The following is a 16224-nucleotide window of genomic DNA, read 5'->3' on the forward strand; positions in this document are numbered from 1 at the left end:
ACGCCCCCCCCCCCCCCCCCCCCCCCCCCCCCCCCCCCCCCCCCCCCCCCGCCCCCCCGGCCCCCCCCCCCCCCCCCCCCCCCCCCCCCGCCGCCCCTCCTTACACCTCAGCAGTCGCGGAGGGCTGGGGACTGGTTGCGGATCTGGGCGAGCGGGGAGATGAACCGCTGGTAGGTCTCGCCACCGACCGCACCGAGCTTGAACGCCGCCACCCGGTGGCAGTTCTGGAAGGCCAGTTTCACTCCGAAGTGGCGCTCCAGCCCGCCCCGGATGGCGTCACTGGCGAGCGCACGCAGCAACTGCCCGCGCTCGGCCTCGCTCGGCGGCGGCACCGCGTGGTCGGCGAACTCGTCGGCGGTCTCCGCCGACCGGGCGGCGACGTCGGAGACGATCGTCCAGGCGTACGGCAACGAGGTTCGGACACACTCGACGAACTCGGCGTCGTTGACCTGACCGGCCTCGGCCCGCTCCAGCAGCGCGGCGGAAACGTCAAGGGACATGTTCTCTCCTTCTGGTACGGATGGCTGGTACGGATGGTTACGGGTGCTTCCTGTTCCCGTACTCAGGCGTGATCCGCGAGGTCGACCGCGGTCGGGCCGAGTACGAATTCCGGGTCGACCTGGTCGGCGAGGTCCTCGCCTACCCGGTCGTTGGCCCAGGCGGTCGCGTTGCGCAGGTGGAACTCGACCGCCTGCCGGGTGTAGGTGGCCCAGTCCTTGGCGGTGGCGTCGACGGTGGCGCGCATCAGGTCGAGCGCGTTGCGGTTCGCCGGCTCCAGGGCGGTGATCGGTTGCGGCACGCCCCGCTCGGCGGCCTTGACGTACGACGACCGCCCGATCCAGGTGAGCAGGTCGTCGCCGACGTGTTCGGTGAGGAACTCGACGTCGGACGCGTCGTCGACCTTGTTGCCGACCACTCGCACGCGTACGCCGTACTCGCGGGCGTGGCCGACGTACTGGCGGTAGACGCCGATGCTGCGCAGGGTCGGCTCGCAGACCAGGAACGTGGTGTCGAAGCGGGTGAACAGGCCGGAGGCGAAGGAGTCGGCTCCGGCGGTCATGTCGACCACGACGTACTCGTCCGGACCGTCGACCAGGTGGTTGAGGAGCAGTTCCACCGCTCCGACCTTGGAGTGGTAGCAGGCGACGCCGAGGTCTTCGGTGGCGAACGGTCCGGTCACCGCGAGCCGGATGCCGCCGACCTCGCGTACCAGGCTGTCGTAGAGCGGGTTGGCACCGTCGACCCGGAGTAGCCGGGAGCCTCGCCCGGGTGGGGTGGTCTTCACCATCGCGGCGGCGGAGGAGATGCGCGGGTTGTCGCCGCGCAGATACTCCTTGATTTCGCCGAGGTGGTCGCCGAGCGCCGGCAGCAGCACCGCCTCGTGCTCGGTCGCGCCGAGCGCGGCGGCCAGGTGTTGGTTGATGTCCGCGTCGATGGCGAGCAGCGGCGCCGTCGTGCCGGCGAGGTGACGGGCGAAGAGCGCGGCGAGAGTCGTCTTGCCGCTGCCTCCCTTGCCGACAAAAGAAATCTTCACGAGACGGGACCTTTCAGCGCATGACCAAGTTTCAATTGAATTGATAGTCATTTTCAGTAACGACGTCAAGGCTAGACGGCGCACGGGCGTGTCGGGCGAAAATTGGTAACGTGCGGCCCGTGCCGATCTCCTCGTCCCTGGTAGCCGGGCCGACGCCGACGGAATCCGACCCGCCCCGCCGGCCCACCGGGCCCCTCCGCGACCGACTCGGCCGGCGGGCCGACCTGCTCGCCGTCGTCACGGCGGTGGCACTCGCGGTCTGGGTCACCAGCGGCCTCTGGGCCGACCCCGGAGGCCGGGCCATCACGGTCAACTCCAGCGACCAGGCCCTCTTCGAGTGGCTGCTCGCCTACGGAGCACACGCGCTGACCCACGGCGGCGACCCGCTCTTCACCACGCTGCTCAACGTCCCGGACGGGGTCAATCTCGCGGTCAACACCTCGATCACCGTGTACGCGGTGGTCTTCGCCCCGCTGACGTACCTGATCGGACCGCCGGCGACCTTCCTCGTCGTCCTCACCCTCAACCTGGCCGCCACCGCACTGGCCTGGTACTGGCTGCTCTCCCGCCACCTGGTGCGACACCGGGCGGCGGCACTGGTCGGGGGCCTCTTCATCGGCTTCGCACCGGGCATGGTCTCGCACGCCAACGCCCACCTGAACTGGACCGCCGGCTGGCTGGTGCCACTACTGCTCTGGCGGGTGCTCCGGTTACGCGAACCCGGACGCTGGGCGCGCAACGGCGTGATCCTCGGCGTACTGGTCGCGGTGACCTTCTCGATCGCCGCCGAGGGGCTCTTCTTCACCGCCCTGGCCTGCGCGGTGTGGCTCGGCACCTGGTCGCTGGACCGGACCCACCGGAGCGAGGCGCGGGAGGCCCTGCCCACCTTCGTACGCGCACTCACGGTGACCGGAGCGGTGGCGTTCGCCCTGCTGTCGTACCCCCTGTGGTTGCACTTCCTCGGCCCGCAGCGTTACCACGGCACCGGCTTCGACCCCCGGATCCACGCCGAGGACATCCTCGCCTTCGGCGCCTTCCCGCAGCGCTCCCTGGCCGGTGTGGCCGGGCTGGACAGCTCGCTCGCGCCGAACCCGACCGAGGAGAACTCGTTCTTCGGACTGCCGCTGCTGATCCTCGCGGTGCTCTGCCTGGTGTTCCTCTGGCGCGCCGAGCCGGCCCGGCGCGCCACCGTACGCGCCCTCGCGGTCACCGCCGCGGTCTTCGCCGTCCTCTCCTGGGGGCCGCGGATCAAGGTCGACGGACACATTGTCGACTTCCCGCTCCCGTACGCGCTCCTGGGCAAACTGCCGGTCTTCGACGCGGCCCTGCCGTCACGGCTCGCCCTGGTGGTGGCACCGGTGATCGGGCTGCTGCTGGCCTACACCCTGGAACACCTCGCCGACCGGCGGCCCAGCGGCCGGGCCAGGATCGGCTGGACCGTCGGCTTCACCGTCGCCCTGCTGCCACTGGTGCCGGTGAGCCTGCTCACCGTCGATCGGGAACCGGTGCCCGACTTCATCACCTCCGGCACCTGGCGCGAGTACGTCTCACCCGGCGGCGTTCTCACCCCGCTGCCGTTGACCCTGGACGTGACGCCCGACGGGCAGCGCTGGCAGGCGTACGCGCTCGCCCACCGGCAGGGCGAGTTCGCCCTCCCGTCCGGCTTCTTCCTCGGCCCCGGTGGCCCGGACGGGCGGGGCCGGATCGGCCCGGTGCCCCGGGCCACCGACGCGCTGCTGGCGGAGGTCGCCGAGACCGGTCGACTGCCGGTGATCACCGACGCCGACCGGGCCAGCGCCCGCGCCGACCTGCGCCACTGGCGGGTCGAGGTGGTGGTGCTCGCCGACCGGGTACACGGCGCCAAGTTCCCCGTACACGTCGACGCGCTCCGCCAGGTCGCCACCGAACTCCTCGGCTCTCCCCAACGCGTGGACGACGTCTGGCTCTGGCGCATCCCGCCCGCTGTCTCGTGAGCGCCGCTGACCGTCGGTGAGCATGGTCACCGGGTTCGGTACGCCGCACCGGGACTACTCTGGGGGCGTGACCAGCACTATTTCCGGCCTGAAAACTGTCCGGCTCGGCGAGATCGAGTATCTGGCCGCCTGGGACGAGCAGCGCCGTCTGCACGAGGCGGTGGTCGCCGGCGAGCAGCCGGACACCGTGCTGCTCCTGGAGCACCCGAGCGTCTACACCGCGGGCAAGCGCACCGAGCCGGCGGACCGGCCGATCGACGGCACGCCGGTGGTCGACGTGGACCGGGGCGGCAAGCTGACCTGGCACGGACCGGGGCAGCTCGTCGGCTACCCGATCATCAAGCTGCCGGACCCGGTGGACGTGGTCGCGTACGTCCGGCGCACCGAGGAGATGCTGATGGAGGTCTGCGCCGAGGTGGGACTCACCACGGTGCAGATCGAGGGGCGCAGCGGGGTCTGGGTGCCGCAGGACGAGCGCGGACCGGCGCGTAAGGTCGCCGCGCTCGGCATCCGGGTGGCGCGCGGGGTGACCCTGCACGGCTTCTCCATCAACTGCGACTGTGACCTGGCCGCCTTCGATCAGATCGTGCCGTGTGGCATCCGCGACGCCGGGGTCACCTCGCTCACCGCCGAACTCGGCCGTCGGGTCACCGTGGCCGACGTGCTGCCGCTGGTCGAGCGTCGGCTCACCAACCTGCTCGGCTGGATGTAAGGAAGGGGCCCTTATTAACGCTATGCGTTAATAAGGGCCCCTTCCTTACATCCAGCTACGGGGTGAGGCGGTGCAGGTCGCGGGGGAATGCCGCGACCTCGCGTACGTTCGCCACGCCGGTCAGACGGGAGACGAACCGTTCCAGCCCGATCGCGAATCCCCCGTGCGGCGGCATCCCGTGCTGGAACGCGGCCACGTACGCGGCGACCGGCTCGATCGGCTCGCCCCGAGCGGCTAGCGCGGCCAGGTAGTCACTGTGCCGGTGCAGGCGCTGCCCGCCGGTGACCAGCTCCACCCCGCGGAAAAGCAGGTCGAACCCGTTCGAGTACGCCGCCCCGACACCGCCCGCAGCCGCCCCGACACCGCCCGCAGCCGACTCGACGCCGCTCTCGGCGCCCGTCGGGCGGTGCTCGATACTGCCGGGTCGGGCGGGGTGGGTGTAGAACGGGCGCTTCGCCATGGGGTATCCGGTGACGAAGAGGAAGTCGGAGCCGTGCTCGGTCCGGGCCCACTCCCCCAGCGCCCGTTCGTGTGCGGGCGCGAGGTCCGGCTCGTCGACCTCGGCCCCGGCAATCCGCAGCGCCTCGGTGAAGTGCACCGAGGGAATCTCGGCCGGTACCGACGGCAGCTCCACCCCGAGTGTGGCCAGTGCGCGGCCGGCCCGCTCGGCGACCCCGGCGAGCATGCCGGCGAGCACGTCGCGGAGCATCGCCATCACGTCCCGGTGGTCGGCGATGAACCCGAACTCGACGTCGAGTGAGGTGTACTGGGCCAGGTGTCGGGCGGTGTCGTGCGGCTCGGCGCGGAACACGGGGCCGACCTCGTACACCCGCTCGAAGACGCCGACCATCAGTTGTTTGTAGAACTGGGGCGACTGCGCCAGGTAGGCGGGCCGGCCGAAGTAGTCGAGCGCGAAGACGTTCGCCCCGCTCTCGGTGGCGCTGGCGACCACTTTCGGGGTGTGCACCTCGACGAAGTCACGGGCGTCGAGAGTGGCCCGGAACCCGGCGACGGCCGCGGCCGAGATGCGCAGCGCGGCCGACCGGGTGGGGTGGCGCAGCGCCACCGACGCGTGGTCGAGCTGCGTCGGCAGGGTCGCCGCGAGGGCCGGCCGGTAGAGGTCGAACGGGGGCGCGACGGCGGGTTCGCCGAGCACTCGTACGTCGGGCTTCACCAGCTCGACCCCGGCGGGTGCCGTCTCGTTCGCGGTCACCTCGCCGGTGACCTCGAGCACGGTCTCCTCGGGCAGTTCGGCCAACCGGGCCCGCAGTTCCGGGTCGGTGACCACCACCTGGGTGAGCCCGGCGGCGTCGCGCAGAATCAGGAACGCCACCGATTTGAGTAGCCGACGTCGGTGTACCCAGCCGGCGATCGTCACCGACTGGCCGACAAGGGTGGGGAGGGAGGTGGAAAGGACGCGTCGCATGTGGTGTTACCTCCTCAGTCAATCGCAACGCGATCCCCAGGGAGGTGTGGGCGAGCGGGAACCTCGCGGTGCCACCACACCTTCACCGTCAGCGGCGCGAGCCACCGACGGCCTTCGTCGTCGCCCGTGACGGGGGCCAGCCGGCGGGCTCTACTAAGTGCCGGTACGTGTGCCGGCACCGTTCTTCCCGCAGCTCAGGAGGGTCTTCACGGTTCGGGCGGGGGCCACCTTCACAGCTACCGGTGACTCTCTCGAAACCCCACTGGTCGAACCGTTACTCGGCTCCGTCGTCGCTGTTGTCGCAGGACCTTAGCAGGCGTCGATACAACCCCGTAACAGGATTCCAAACGGCGGGTGAGTGCGATCACAACTTGCCGGTAGTGAGCCCCGTCGCCTCCGGCTCCACCGACCGGTCGCTACGCGTAGGCTCGGATTCGTGACCATCGAGCAATCCGGAACGCCGACTGCCGCGCCGCAGCCGGCCGGCAACGTCGCCACCGCTTCGGGCCCTCGGACCACTGGACCGGCGGCTCCCGACGGGCGTCGTCTGCTCCGCGTCGAGGCGCGTAACGCAGCCACGCCGATCGAGCGGAAACCGCCGTGGATCAAGGTCAAGGCGAAGATGGGTCCGGAGTACACCCAGCTACGCGGCCTGGTCTCCCGCGAGGGGCTGCACACGGTCTGTCAGGAGGCCGGCTGCCCGAACATCTACGAGTGCTGGGAAGACCGCGAGGCGACCTTCCTCATCGGTGGTGACCAGTGCACCCGGCGCTGTGACTTCTGCCAGATCGACACCGGCAAGCCGGCCGAGTTCGACGCCGACGAGCCGCGCCGGGTCGGTGAGTCGGTGGCGGCGATGGGGTTGCGCTACGCGACCGTGACGGGTGTCGCCCGCGACGACCTGCCCGACGGTGGCGCCTGGCTCTACGCCGAGACGGTCCGCCAGATCCACGCCTTGCAGCAGGGCTGCGGCGTCGAGCTGCTGATCCCCGACTTCAACGGCGATCCGGAGCAGTTGGCCGAGGTGTTCGGTTCCCGGCCGGAGGTGCTCGCGCACAACGTCGAGACGGTGCCCCGGATCTTCAAGCGGATCCGGCCCGGGTTCCGCTACGAGCGGTCCCTCGACGTGATCACCCAGGCTCGCGCCGCCGGGCTGGTGACCAAGTCCAACCTGATCCTCGGCCTGGGTGAGGAGCGCGAGGAGGTTTCGCAGGCACTGCGTGACCTGCACGCCGCCGGCTGCGAGCTGGTCACCATCACCCAGTACCTGCGGCCCACGCCCCGGCACCACCCGGTCGAGCGTTGGGTCAAGCCGGAGGAGTTCGTCGAGCTGGCCGCCGAGGCGGAGCAGATCGGTTTCGCCGGGGTGATGAGTGGGCCGTTGGTGCGCTCGTCGTACCGGGCCGGACGCCTCTACCAGCAGGCGCTCGACGCCCGCGAGGGGAATGTCGCCGCTCTGACGAGCTGAACTGACGTCGGGATCGCCCCCGAGAGGTGAATCCCGACATCGCGGACGGCTGGGGTATTTCGTCGTAGCCGGGTCGGAATCACATTCGACATGTTAGATTCCGGCCGTCGAACCCCAGCCCCCGGCAGTCCATGGCCAGCGCACGCATCCCACCTGCGGATCGTCGCTGGCCAGACACTGGGGGTTGCCGTCAGCGCTTCGAAGGTGATTAATATCGTCATGGCCACCTCGCCCCATACCGTGATCATCGGAGCCGGCCCGGCCGGGCTGACCGCGGCGTACGCCTTGACCAAGCGCAGCGCCACCGTCGAGGTCTTCGAGGCCGACGACGTGGTCGGCGGGATCAGCCGGACGGTGGAACGCGAGGGCTGGCGGTTCGACATCGGCGGACACCGCTTCTTCACCAAGGTCTCGCAGGTCGAGACGTTGTGGCACGAGATCCTGCCGGACGAGGACTTCCTCCTGAGGCCCCGGATGAGCCGGATCTACTACGACGGCAAGCTCTTCGACTATCCGCTGAAGGCCGGCAACGCGCTGCGCAACCTGGGTCTGTTCGAGGCGGTCCGCTGCGTCGGCTCGTACGCGTGGGCCCGAATTCGTCCACCGAAGGACCAGAGCCACTTCGAGGGCTGGACGTCGGCCCGCTTCGGTAAGCGGCTCTACGGCAAGTTCTTCAAGACGTACACCGAGAAGTTGTGGGGCATGCCCGCCACGGAGTTGCAGGCAGCCTGGGCCGCGCAACGGATCAAGAACCTCTCGCTCTCCACCGCGGTGATCAACGCGCTGCTGCCGAAGCGCAACCAGAAGGAGATCACCAGCCTCATCGAGGAGTTCCAGTACCCCAAGTTCGGTCCCGGCATGATGTGGGAACGCTGCGCCGAGCATGTCACCAAGGCGGGCGGCACGGTCACCCTGAACACCTGGGCGACCGCCGTACACCGGGGTGACGGCGGCGCGGTCGCGGTCACCGTGACCGATGCCGAGGGCAGCCACCGGCGCGACGCCGACCACGTCGTCTCCACCATGCCCCTCTCCCAGCTCGTGCAGATCATGGATCCGCCGGCCCCGCCACCGGTACGGGCCGCCGCCGCCGCGCTGCGCTACCGCGACTTCCTCACCATCGCGCTGGTCGTCCCGGCCGAGGCCGGTTTCCCCGACAACTGGATCTACGTGCACACCCCCGGGGTACGCGTCGGCCGGATCCAGAACTTCGGCTCCTGGTCGCCGTACCTGGTGCGGGACGGTTTCACCTGCCTCGGTCTGGAGTACTTCGTCTTCGAGGGCGACGACCTGTGGGAGCGGGCGGACGAGGATCTGATCGCTCTCGGCACCGCCGAACTGGAGCAGTTGGACCTGGTCAGGCCGGGCACGGTCAGCGCCGGTTACGTGGTACGGATGCCGAAGGCGTACCCGGTCTACGACGAGGGGTACGAGGACGCGGTCGACACCATCCGGCGCTGGCTCGCCGAGGAGGTGCCGAACGTGCACCCGGTCGGCCGTAACGGCATGCACCGTTACAACAACCAGGACCACTCGATGCTCACCGCGATGCTGACGGTGGAGAACATCCTCGACGGCACCGGCCACGACGTCTGGCAGGTCAACGTCGAGGAGGAGTACCACGAGGAGAAGGACTCCGGCTCGGGTGGCGGATCGGGCAACCACGGCACCGGACGGTCCGCTCCGGTCCTGCCGAAGCAGACCGGCGGCAGCCGAACGGCCGAACGGACGAGCTGACCGAGGCGGTACGTCGGCACCCGGGAGGGGCGCCCAGGGGCCCGGCCGGGTGCACCCGGTAGCCACGGGTGAACGAGATCCGCGCCGCCCACTACACTTCCACGCATGGCAAAACCCCAGGAGAAGGTGTCGTTCGGCCAGCGGCTGAAGCAGATCGGCATGGTGTTCTCGTTCACCGCCAAACAGGACAAGTGGTTCGTCCCGCTGGCCGCCGGTGCCGTACTGATTCCGCTCGCGTTGACCGTGGTCGCGGTCATGGCCTGGGGTTGGCTCTGGCTGCCGATCGGCATCCTGCTGACCGTGCTCGCCGTACTCATCGTGCTGAACCTGCGTTCCAACCGGGCGATGATGAACGCGGCCGAGGGGCAGCCGGGCGCCGCTCCCTCGATCTTGGAGAGCATGCGGGGTGACTGGCGGGTGACCCCGGCGGTCAGCTCGACCACCCAGATGGACATGGTGCACCTGGTGCTCTGCCGGGCCGGCGTGGTGCTGCTCGCCGAGGGGAACCCGCAGCGGGTCCGTGGGCTGCTCGGCCAGGAGAAGCGCCGGCTCGCGAAGGTGATCGGCAACGCGCCGCTCTACGACTACACGCTTGGCCAGGGCGAGGGTGAGCTGCCGATCCGCAAGCTGCGGATGACGCTGATGCGGCTGCCGCGCAACCTGAGCGGCAAGGACGTCAACGCCCTCGACCGGCGTCTGAAGGCGCTCACCGCCCGGCCGCAGATGCCCAAGGGCGCGATCCCGAAGAACATGCGGCCAGCGAAGGGTGCGTTCCGCCAGACCCGGGGTCGCTGACCCGGCACTGACGCTGCGAGGGCCCGGGACCTGACGGTCCCGGGCCCTCGGCGTAACCCGGCTATCCCCGGCCACCCGTCCCAGTCAGCCGATCGACCGAGACCGACCACCGAGACCGACCAGGTCGGCGAGCACCATCCGGCTGAACCGGTACCGCAGCACCAGGGCGCTCCCGCGTGGCCGCCCTCCCCGTACGCCGATGACGAGCGACGACGCCAGGTAGGTCAGCAGGCTCACGCCGGCGGTGGCGACCAGCATGAGGGTGAGCACCCGTGGCAGTTCCTCCAGTAGTCCGAGGAAGCCGAACCCCATCAGGATGACAAACGCGCCGAGGAAGATCCGCGCGGACTGGATGAAGACCTTGTACGTCCGGTCTTGCCGGAGTTCCCGCAGGTACAGCTCATAGGCCATTTGATCATCCCCTTCGAACGCAGGTTGTTGATCGTATCCGTCGCGGGCGCCCCACTGGTGCCGTAAACGGGACGGTTCAGGGGCGTACGCGGGGCGGTTCAGGGGCGGGCGCGGAGCCGGCGGAGCATCCGGGCGTCAGCGAAGCCGACCGTACGCGCGGCGGTCTCCACCGTCGCACCGTGCCCGATCAGGTGCTCGGCCCGCTCGACCCGGAGCAGTTGCTGGTAGCGCAGCGGGGTCAGCCCGGTTGTCTGACCGAAGAGCCGGGTCAGGGTCCGTTCACTGACCCCGACGACGGTGGCGAGGTCGGCCAGGAGCAGGGGTTCGGTGAACCGGGCGTCGATCTCGTCCTGTGCCCGGTGGACCGCGTCGCTGAGGTGGGCGCGGTGCCGCAGCATGGCGCTGGTCTGCCGCTCGTTGCCGTTGCGTCGGGCGTACACCACCATCGACCGGGCGATCCGGCCGGCGGCGGCGGAGCCGTGCCGAGTGGCCATCAGGTGCAACGCCAGATCGATGCCGCTGGCGATGCCGGCCGAGGTGACCACCCGGCCGTCGACCACGTAGAGCACGTCGCGAACGACGGTCGCCCTCGGGTAGCGCTGGGCGAGTTCGTCCTGCACCTCGTGGTGGGTGGTGCACCGCCGCCCGTCGAGCAGCCCGGCCCGACCGAGCGCGTCGGCGCCGGCACAGACGCTGGCCACGGTGCCGCCGGCCGCGTGGTGGTCGGCCAGCCACCCGAGGGTGGCGGCGGTGAGCTGCCCGTTGTGGTCGATCGTCGGGGCCCGCCAACCGGGTACGACGATCAGGTCCTCCGGTCCGAGTGCCGGCCGCTCGACGCCGGCCCGTACCGGCAGTCCCTGTGCGGTCGGCACGTCCTCCTGCTCGCTCAGGTAGCTGAGCTGGTAGTCGTAGCCGAGGTTCGCCGCGGTGGAGAAGACCTGTGCGGGTCCGGCCAGGTCCAGCAGGTGCACCTGGGGTACGAGCAGGAAGACGACCCGGGTCACGTGCGGTTCAGCCGGCCAGTGCGGCGCCGACCGGGCCGGTCAGCTCGTCCACCGTACGGATGGTGGCGAACCGGCCGGCGAGGACGTACTCGGTGCGGGTCACGATCTCGGCGGTGCCGAGGGTGCGCGGGTCGGCGAGGATCTCGTCCACTGGCCGTCCGGTCGGGGCGTCCCGGTGCGCGATCGGGAAGGTGGCGGTGGCGTCGGTGACGAAGGTGACCTCGAAGCCGAGGTCGGCGGCGACGCGGGTGGTGGTCTCGCAGCACTGTTCGGTCTGGATGCCGCAGACGACCAGTTCCCGGATTCCGGCGGTGGTGAGGAGTTGGTGCAGGTTGGTGGTGGTGAAGGCGTTGCGTGAGGTCTTGGTCAGGACCGGCTCCCCCGCCTGCTCGGCGAGCGGTGCGATCAGCCGTACGTGGCCGTTGACCGGGTCGAAGACGTCGCCGGTGCCGGGGTCGCTGTGCAGCACCCAGACGACCAGGTCGCCCTGGCTGCGGGCGGCTTCGACCAGCCGGGACACCTGGCCGACGATGTCGGGGTTGGAGCTGGCCCGCCAGATGGGCCGCTGGCGGAACGATTCCTGCACGTCGATCACGAGGAGTGCTTTACTCATGTGACGATCCTGACCGTGTTCGGTCATCGCCAGAAGACACAATCACGCCCGGTTCCGGACGGATCCGGTCAACTGCTCACGACGGGGCGGGTCGGGTCGGCGGGCACGATGACCGAGCCGACGGCCCGATCGTGCCAGCCGCGCCGCCGGCCGTCCATGATCAGAACCGGGATCACCAGACTGACCAGTACGCCACGGAGCAGGCCCCGGATCACTCCGATCCGGCCACCGTCGGCGTAGGCGACGCAGCGGAGCCGGGTGACGAACATGCCCGGAGTCTGGGCGAAGAGCCCGACGAAGAAGCCGTACACGCCGATCAGCACGAGCACCGGCGGCCAGCCGTCGCGTACCGGATCACCGAAGAAGTTCGCCACCAGCAGGCAAAGAACCCAGTCGATCACCAGCGCGCCGAACCGGCGGGCCAGACTCGGCGGCACGAAGGCCGGATCGGTCGCGGGGGTCGGGGTGATGCGGTCATCCTGTGTCGCCACGGAGAGTCAGGGTATCGGTGCCCATCCGGTGTCTCCGCACCGGCCGGTCCGGTACGGGTCCGGGCCGCGACACGGAGCCCGAGCACGCCGCTCTCCGAGTCGGCGGAGTATCGTCCGAAGCGGGGGACCAGACCACGACCAACCAGCGAAGATCACGCTCCGCAGGTGACGTAACACGGCGGAAACATAAGAGACATGCTCGGGCAACGGCATGGTCATAGCGTCCCCAGCAGCCTAGCCACCCCGTGGACGTGCCAGGAGGATGTGTGTTCGCCAATCCCGAGGAACTCCTGCGATACCTCAAGAATGAGGACGTAAAGTTCGTCGATGTACGTTTCTGTGACCTGCCCGGCGTGATGCAGCACTTCAACCTGCCGGTCGAGTCGTTCGACGAAAGCGTCTTCACCGACGGTCTCGCCTTCGACGGATCGTCGATCCGTGGTTTCCAGGCGATCCACGAGTCGGACATGCTGCTGCTCCCCGACGTTGCCACCGCCTTCATCGACCCGTTCCGGGCGCACAAGACCCTGGCGCTCAACTTCTTCATCCACGACCCGTTCACCCGCGAGGCGTACTCGCGTGACCCGCGCAACGTGGCGAAGAAGGCCGAGGCGTACCTCGCCGCGAGCGGCATCGCCGACACCGCCTACTTCGGCGCCGAGGCCGAGTTCTACATCTTCGACTCGATCCGCCACGAGACCTCGGCGAACCAGGCCTTCTACTACATCGACTCGATCGAGGGCGCCTGGAACACCGGCCGCGAGGAAGAGGGCGGCAACCGCGGCTACAAGACCGCGTACAAGGGTGGTTACTTCCCGGTGCCGCCGGTCGACCACTACGCCGACCTGCGCGACCAGATCGTCCGCAAGCTGATCGACACCGGCTTCACCGTCGAGCGCTCGCACCACGAGGTCGGCACCGCCGGCCAGGGCGAGATCAACTACAAGTTCTCGACCCTGCTGCACGCGGGTGACCAGCTCCAGCTCTTCAAGTACATCGTGAAGAACCAGGCCTGGGCCGCCGGCAAGACCGCGACGTTCATGCCGAAGCCGCTCTTCGGCGACAACGGTTCCGGCATGCACACCCACCAGAGCCTCTGGCTCGGTGGCGAGCCGCTGTTCTACGACGAGACCGGCTACGCCGGCCTCTCGGACACCGCGCGCTGGTACATCGGCGGTCTGCTGCACCACGCCCCGTCGCTGCTCGCCTTCACCAACCCGACGGTCAACTCGTACCGCCGGCTGGTGCCGGGCTTCGAGGCGCCGGTCAACCTGGTCTACTCGCAGCGCAACCGCTCCGCCTGCACCCGTATCCCGGTGACCGGCAGCAACCCGAAGGCCAAGCGCGTCGAGTTCCGGGTGCCGGACCCGTCCGCCAACGTCTACCTGGCCTTCTCGGCCATGATGATGGCCGGCCTGGACGGCATCAAGAGCAAGATCGAGCCGCCGACGCCGATCGACAAGGACCTCTACGACCTCCCGCCGGAGGAGTGGGGTTCGGTCAAGCAGGTCCCCGGCTCGCTGCCCGAGGTGCTCACCTCGCTCGAAGCCGACCACGACTACCTGCTCGAGGGTGGCGTCTTCACTCCCGACCTGATCTCGACGTGGGTCGACTACAAGCGGGCCAACGAGGTCGACCCGGTGCGTCTGCGCCCGACCCCGCACGAGTTCGCCATGTACTACGACTGCTGAACCCAGTCACCTTCGGCGAGCCGCCGACCGCCCCACCCGGGTGCGGTCGGCGGCTCGCCGCGTTTGGCGGAGCTGACGAGCATCAGCGGGTCCAAGGGATGAAGCGCTCGTACAGCTTGGCCGGCGACTCCCCGCGCAACTCCCGGACAGCCGACACCAACTGCTCCCCCATGTACATCGCCATGCCCACCCTGTCCCCGTGGAACGACGCCCTGACCTCCTCGCGGGCCGGCTCGCACGGCCACGGCTGCCCGCAGCGGCCACAATCCCAGCGATGGCTGGCAGCCTTGCGAGTGAGGTCGGCGGCTACCGAGGACGCCAGGCGTCGGCTCACCGCCGGGCCGCCTGCTCGGCGGCCAGCATCTCCGGGTCGGCAACCATCTGGCGGGCCCACCTCAGCCGGGCGCACCGTCCACGCCCGTACGCCGGGCAGAGTCGGCACTCCTCGCCGCCCTCGTGAGCGGCCACCGTCGCACGCGCGTTCCCGAGCATGGCCGGCCACACCGACCGGGGCATGATCGTCAGGGGGTGCCGCTCAACGATGGTCACCGCCGCCGCCTGGTCCAGCGAACGACACCCGCGTTGCGCATGATTCGCAGCAGTGGCCACGGCACCGCTTGGCTCCGCGCTTGGTCGGTCCGCCTCGAAGCGGCCGGTCGGACAGTGCGTGGATCTCCGTCCGCGCCCGTGCTCTGGGTCATCTCGCTCACCTCCGTCAGGCGGAGCGGGAGACGAGCGGTCGGCCGACCTCGTCTCCGCGCTCCGTGCACCGGGCGACACAGGGACCGGCCGGTGCGATCGGGGGCGCGGCGATCGGGGCTGAGGAAAGGGCCGCCGGATGGCGGATGTGTGCATGTATCCATCGCCGCGCAGTGATCACGAGATTACGGACGGCTAACAAGATCGGTATTACTCGCGGTTATGCGTGGACGTCAACACCGACGCGACGGGCCAGGATACGGAGATCGTCCGACATGGAACGGTCCCGAGCCCGACGCACCATCGCCACGACCGCGTCGTGGGCGAGAGGGTTCAGCGTGAAGGTCAGGGGCGCTGCCCGCTCTGCCCACATGAACGCGGTGAGCGCCTCCCGGTCGCTGCGACCCGAGTGCGCGAGCGCCCTGCCGAGATCCAGCCAGTATGACTGGTGCCGGATCACCGCTCGCAGTGAATCAGGGCGCACCTTACGCGCCGCCTCGGTCACACGACCATGCTCGCCCAGTTCGGCGGCGATCGACATCTCCCACAGCTTGACGTTCGTCGGCCCGAAGCACGCCTGGTTGAACCCCGCCCCGTCAGCCGGATCACCGAGGGTCGCGGCTTCCCGGGCCGCCTCGGCAAGGTGCCCGCTCGCGTCGTCGGCTCGACCATCCACCGCCGACGCGAACGCCGCCGACAGGTGTAATTGGCCAAGCATCTGCCGCACCTCCGGCCCGGCGGCGGCGCCTTGCAGGTCCGCGAGCGCCCTGCCGGCGACCCGGCTGGCGACGCCTGCCGCCTCGATCGGCAACGACTGGGCGGTGGCGAATCGGGCCGCCCCGATCCAGGCGTTGTGCCCCGAGGACTCGGCGGCGACCAGTGCCACCTTCGCGGCGACCCGCGCCAGGTGCCGGTAGCCGAGGTGCCGCAGGCACGCCGACGCCTGGTAGCCGACCTGGGCCAGTGCTCGGCCACCGTCGTCGTGGCCGGCAGCGGCCAGCAGCAGCGCCGGCAGCGCCCGCGCCATCGCCGCGTGGTTCGCCTGGTCCCGGAGTTCGACATTGCGCCCGATCTCGGCGTCCAACTGCTCGGCGGTCCAGGTCGGGGCGCGGCGCTCCCCTTCCTCGATCTCGATCAGGGCGGACCAGATCGCGGGTACGGCGTCGGCGGTACCTGCCTTGATCGGGTCTGTCGGGTCGCCCGGCTGGTCGAGCAGGTCTGCGACGGTGACCTGTAGGGCTGCGGCGATGCCGATGAGGGTGGCCCGCCGTTCTATGGTCTTTCGGCCAGCTTCGACCTGTGAGATGTACGGCTGCGTGACTCCGGCGAGGCCGGCGAGGACGGCCTGGGTCATCCCGCCCCGGCGCAGGCGCCAGTATTTGATCCGCGCACCGATCGTATCTGCAGACATGATGTCGCCTCCCCAGGTAGCGGTCTGGGCGGCGGCCTCACCGGCCGCTACAACCGGCGGGCCGCCATGCCGGACGGTACACGCTCCGAGCGATCGAGAGGTCCCGATCGAGCCGTGACCGGCTCGGTGCGTCGCGGTCCGGAGGGCAACGTCTCTCCTTGGGTCACCGCGACGGCGTCGCCGGGTCCACGCGGTAGCCCCACCCCGCAGCTCGGCGCAGCGCGAGCTTTGCCGGCCGCGCTGTGGTCGACTGGTCGGG

General features: G+C 69.8%; 15 protein-coding genes. 6 read left to right on the forward strand and 9 right to left on the reverse strand.

Features of this window, described 5'->3' with window-relative positions; translation table 11 throughout:
• Positions 1-107: 107 nt before the first annotated feature.
• Positions 108-500, reverse strand: coding sequence for an SCO5389 family protein (locus ACIBF5_RS02110; protein WP_396807151.1), 393 nt, complete (start codon positions 498-500; stop codon positions 108-110).
• A gap of 62 nt (positions 501-562) precedes the next feature.
• Positions 563-1534: an ATP-binding protein gene (locus ACIBF5_RS02115; protein ID WP_396807153.1), complete on the reverse strand. Its 972-nt coding sequence runs from the start codon at positions 1532-1534 to the stop codon at positions 563-565.
• A 125-nt stretch (positions 1535-1659) separates the two neighbouring features.
• Between ACIBF5_RS02115 and ACIBF5_RS02120 the strand changes: the two genes are divergently transcribed.
• Both ACIBF5_RS02120 and lipB read left to right on the forward strand, forming a co-directional pair.
• The gene (locus ACIBF5_RS02120; protein WP_396807375.1) at positions 1660-3507 is read left to right on the forward strand and encodes a DUF2079 domain-containing protein; all 1848 of its coding nucleotides are present in this window, start codon (positions 1660-1662) and stop codon (positions 3505-3507) included.
• 67 nt (positions 3508-3574) lie between these two features.
• Positions 3575-4219 (forward strand): lipoyl(octanoyl) transferase LipB, encoded by a 645-nt coding sequence (gene lipB, locus ACIBF5_RS02125; protein ID WP_396807155.1) that lies wholly within the window; start codon positions 3575-3577, stop codon positions 4217-4219.
• Positions 4220-4274: 55 nt separating this feature from the next.
• On the opposite strand, the gene aspS is transcribed toward lipB, so the two are convergent.
• Positions 4275-5645, reverse strand: coding sequence for an aspartate--tRNA(Asn) ligase (aspS, locus tag ACIBF5_RS02130; RefSeq protein WP_396807157.1), 1371 nt, complete (start codon positions 5643-5645; stop codon positions 4275-4277).
• Positions 5646-6081: 436 nt separating this feature from the next.
• Here aspS and lipA point away from each other — a divergent pair, with 436 nt between their 5' ends.
• The 3 genes from lipA (at position 6082) to ACIBF5_RS02145 (ending at position 9645) form a co-directional block, all read left to right on the forward strand.
• Positions 6082-7113 carry a lipoyl synthase gene (lipA, locus tag ACIBF5_RS02135; RefSeq protein WP_396807159.1) on the forward strand — a complete coding sequence of 344 codons (1032 nt, stop codon included), beginning with the start codon at positions 6082-6084 and terminating at the stop codon, positions 7111-7113.
• Positions 7114-7332: 219 nt separating this feature from the next.
• Complete coding sequence (locus tag ACIBF5_RS02140; RefSeq protein ID WP_396807161.1) at positions 7333-8850, forward strand: NAD(P)/FAD-dependent oxidoreductase; 1518 nt, start codon at positions 7333-7335, stop codon at positions 8848-8850.
• A gap of 105 nt (positions 8851-8955) precedes the next feature.
• Positions 8956-9645: a DUF4191 domain-containing protein gene (locus tag ACIBF5_RS02145; RefSeq protein ID WP_396807163.1), complete on the forward strand. Its 690-nt coding sequence runs from the start codon at positions 8956-8958 to the stop codon at positions 9643-9645.
• Between the two features lie 84 nt (positions 9646-9729).
• On the opposite strand, the gene ACIBF5_RS02150 is transcribed toward ACIBF5_RS02145, so the two are convergent.
• The 4 genes from ACIBF5_RS02150 to ACIBF5_RS02165 form a co-directional block, all read right to left on the reverse strand.
• Positions 9730-10056: a hypothetical protein gene (locus ACIBF5_RS02150; protein WP_396807165.1), complete on the reverse strand. Its 327-nt coding sequence runs from the start codon at positions 10054-10056 to the stop codon at positions 9730-9732.
• A 98-nt stretch (positions 10057-10154) separates the two neighbouring features.
• Entirely contained in the window at positions 10155-11060 is a 906-nt protein-coding gene (locus tag ACIBF5_RS02155) for a GlxA family transcriptional regulator (protein WP_396807167.1), read from the reverse strand.
• Positions 11061-11067: 7 nt separating this feature from the next.
• Positions 11068-11673 carry a cysteine hydrolase family protein gene (locus ACIBF5_RS02160; RefSeq protein WP_396807168.1) on the reverse strand — a complete coding sequence of 202 codons (606 nt, stop codon included), beginning with the start codon at positions 11671-11673 and terminating at the stop codon, positions 11068-11070.
• Between the two features lie 68 nt (positions 11674-11741).
• Positions 11742-12164, reverse strand: coding sequence for an RDD family protein (locus ACIBF5_RS02165; protein WP_396807170.1), 423 nt, complete (start codon positions 12162-12164; stop codon positions 11742-11744).
• A gap of 266 nt (positions 12165-12430) precedes the next feature.
• Here ACIBF5_RS02165 and glnA point away from each other — a divergent pair, with 266 nt between their 5' ends.
• The gene (gene glnA, locus ACIBF5_RS02170) at positions 12431-13855 is read left to right on the forward strand and encodes a type I glutamate--ammonia ligase (protein WP_396807172.1); all 1425 of its coding nucleotides are present in this window, start codon (positions 12431-12433) and stop codon (positions 13853-13855) included.
• Between the two features lie 330 nt (positions 13856-14185).
• Here glnA and ACIBF5_RS02175 read toward each other — a convergent pair whose 3' ends face one another.
• Together ACIBF5_RS02175 and ACIBF5_RS02180 are read right to left on the reverse strand one after the other, a co-directional pair.
• On the reverse strand, positions 14186-14404 hold the full coding sequence (locus tag ACIBF5_RS02175) for a hypothetical protein (RefSeq protein WP_396807174.1): 219 nt from the start codon (positions 14402-14404) through the stop codon (positions 14186-14188).
• 370 nt (positions 14405-14774) lie between these two features.
• A complete protein-coding gene (locus ACIBF5_RS02180; protein WP_396807176.1) occupies positions 14775-15965 on the reverse strand; it encodes a helix-turn-helix domain-containing protein in 1191 nt (396 codons plus the stop codon).
• Between the last annotated feature and the right edge of the window lie 259 nt (positions 15966-16224).

It is taken from the genome of Micromonospora sp. NPDC050417, from assembly GCF_044458865.1.
Taxonomy (GTDB): Bacteria; Actinomycetota; Actinomycetes; order Mycobacteriales; family Micromonosporaceae; genus Micromonospora_G.

Coding starts and splice junctions, on each gene's coding strand:
- ACIBF5_RS02110 (WP_396807151.1), bottom strand. CDS start 500: ATGTCCCTTGACGTTTCCGCCGCGCTGCTGGAGCGGGCCGAGGCCGGT.
- aspS (WP_396807157.1), bottom strand. CDS start 5,645: ATGCGACGCGTCCTTTCCACCTCCCTCCCCACCCTTGTCGGCCAGTCG.
- ACIBF5_RS02140 (WP_396807161.1), top strand. CDS start 7,333: ATGGCCACCTCGCCCCATACCGTGATCATCGGAGCCGGCCCGGCCGGG.
- ACIBF5_RS02145 (WP_396807163.1), top strand. CDS start 8,956: ATGGCAAAACCCCAGGAGAAGGTGTCGTTCGGCCAGCGGCTGAAGCAG.
- ACIBF5_RS02150 (WP_396807165.1), bottom strand. CDS start 10,056: ATGGCCTATGAGCTGTACCTGCGGGAACTCCGGCAAGACCGGACGTAC.
- ACIBF5_RS02160 (WP_396807168.1), bottom strand. CDS start 11,673: ATGAGTAAAGCACTCCTCGTGATCGACGTGCAGGAATCGTTCCGCCAG.
- ACIBF5_RS02180 (WP_396807176.1), bottom strand. CDS start 15,965: ATGTCTGCAGATACGATCGGTGCGCGGATCAAATACTGGCGCCTGCGC.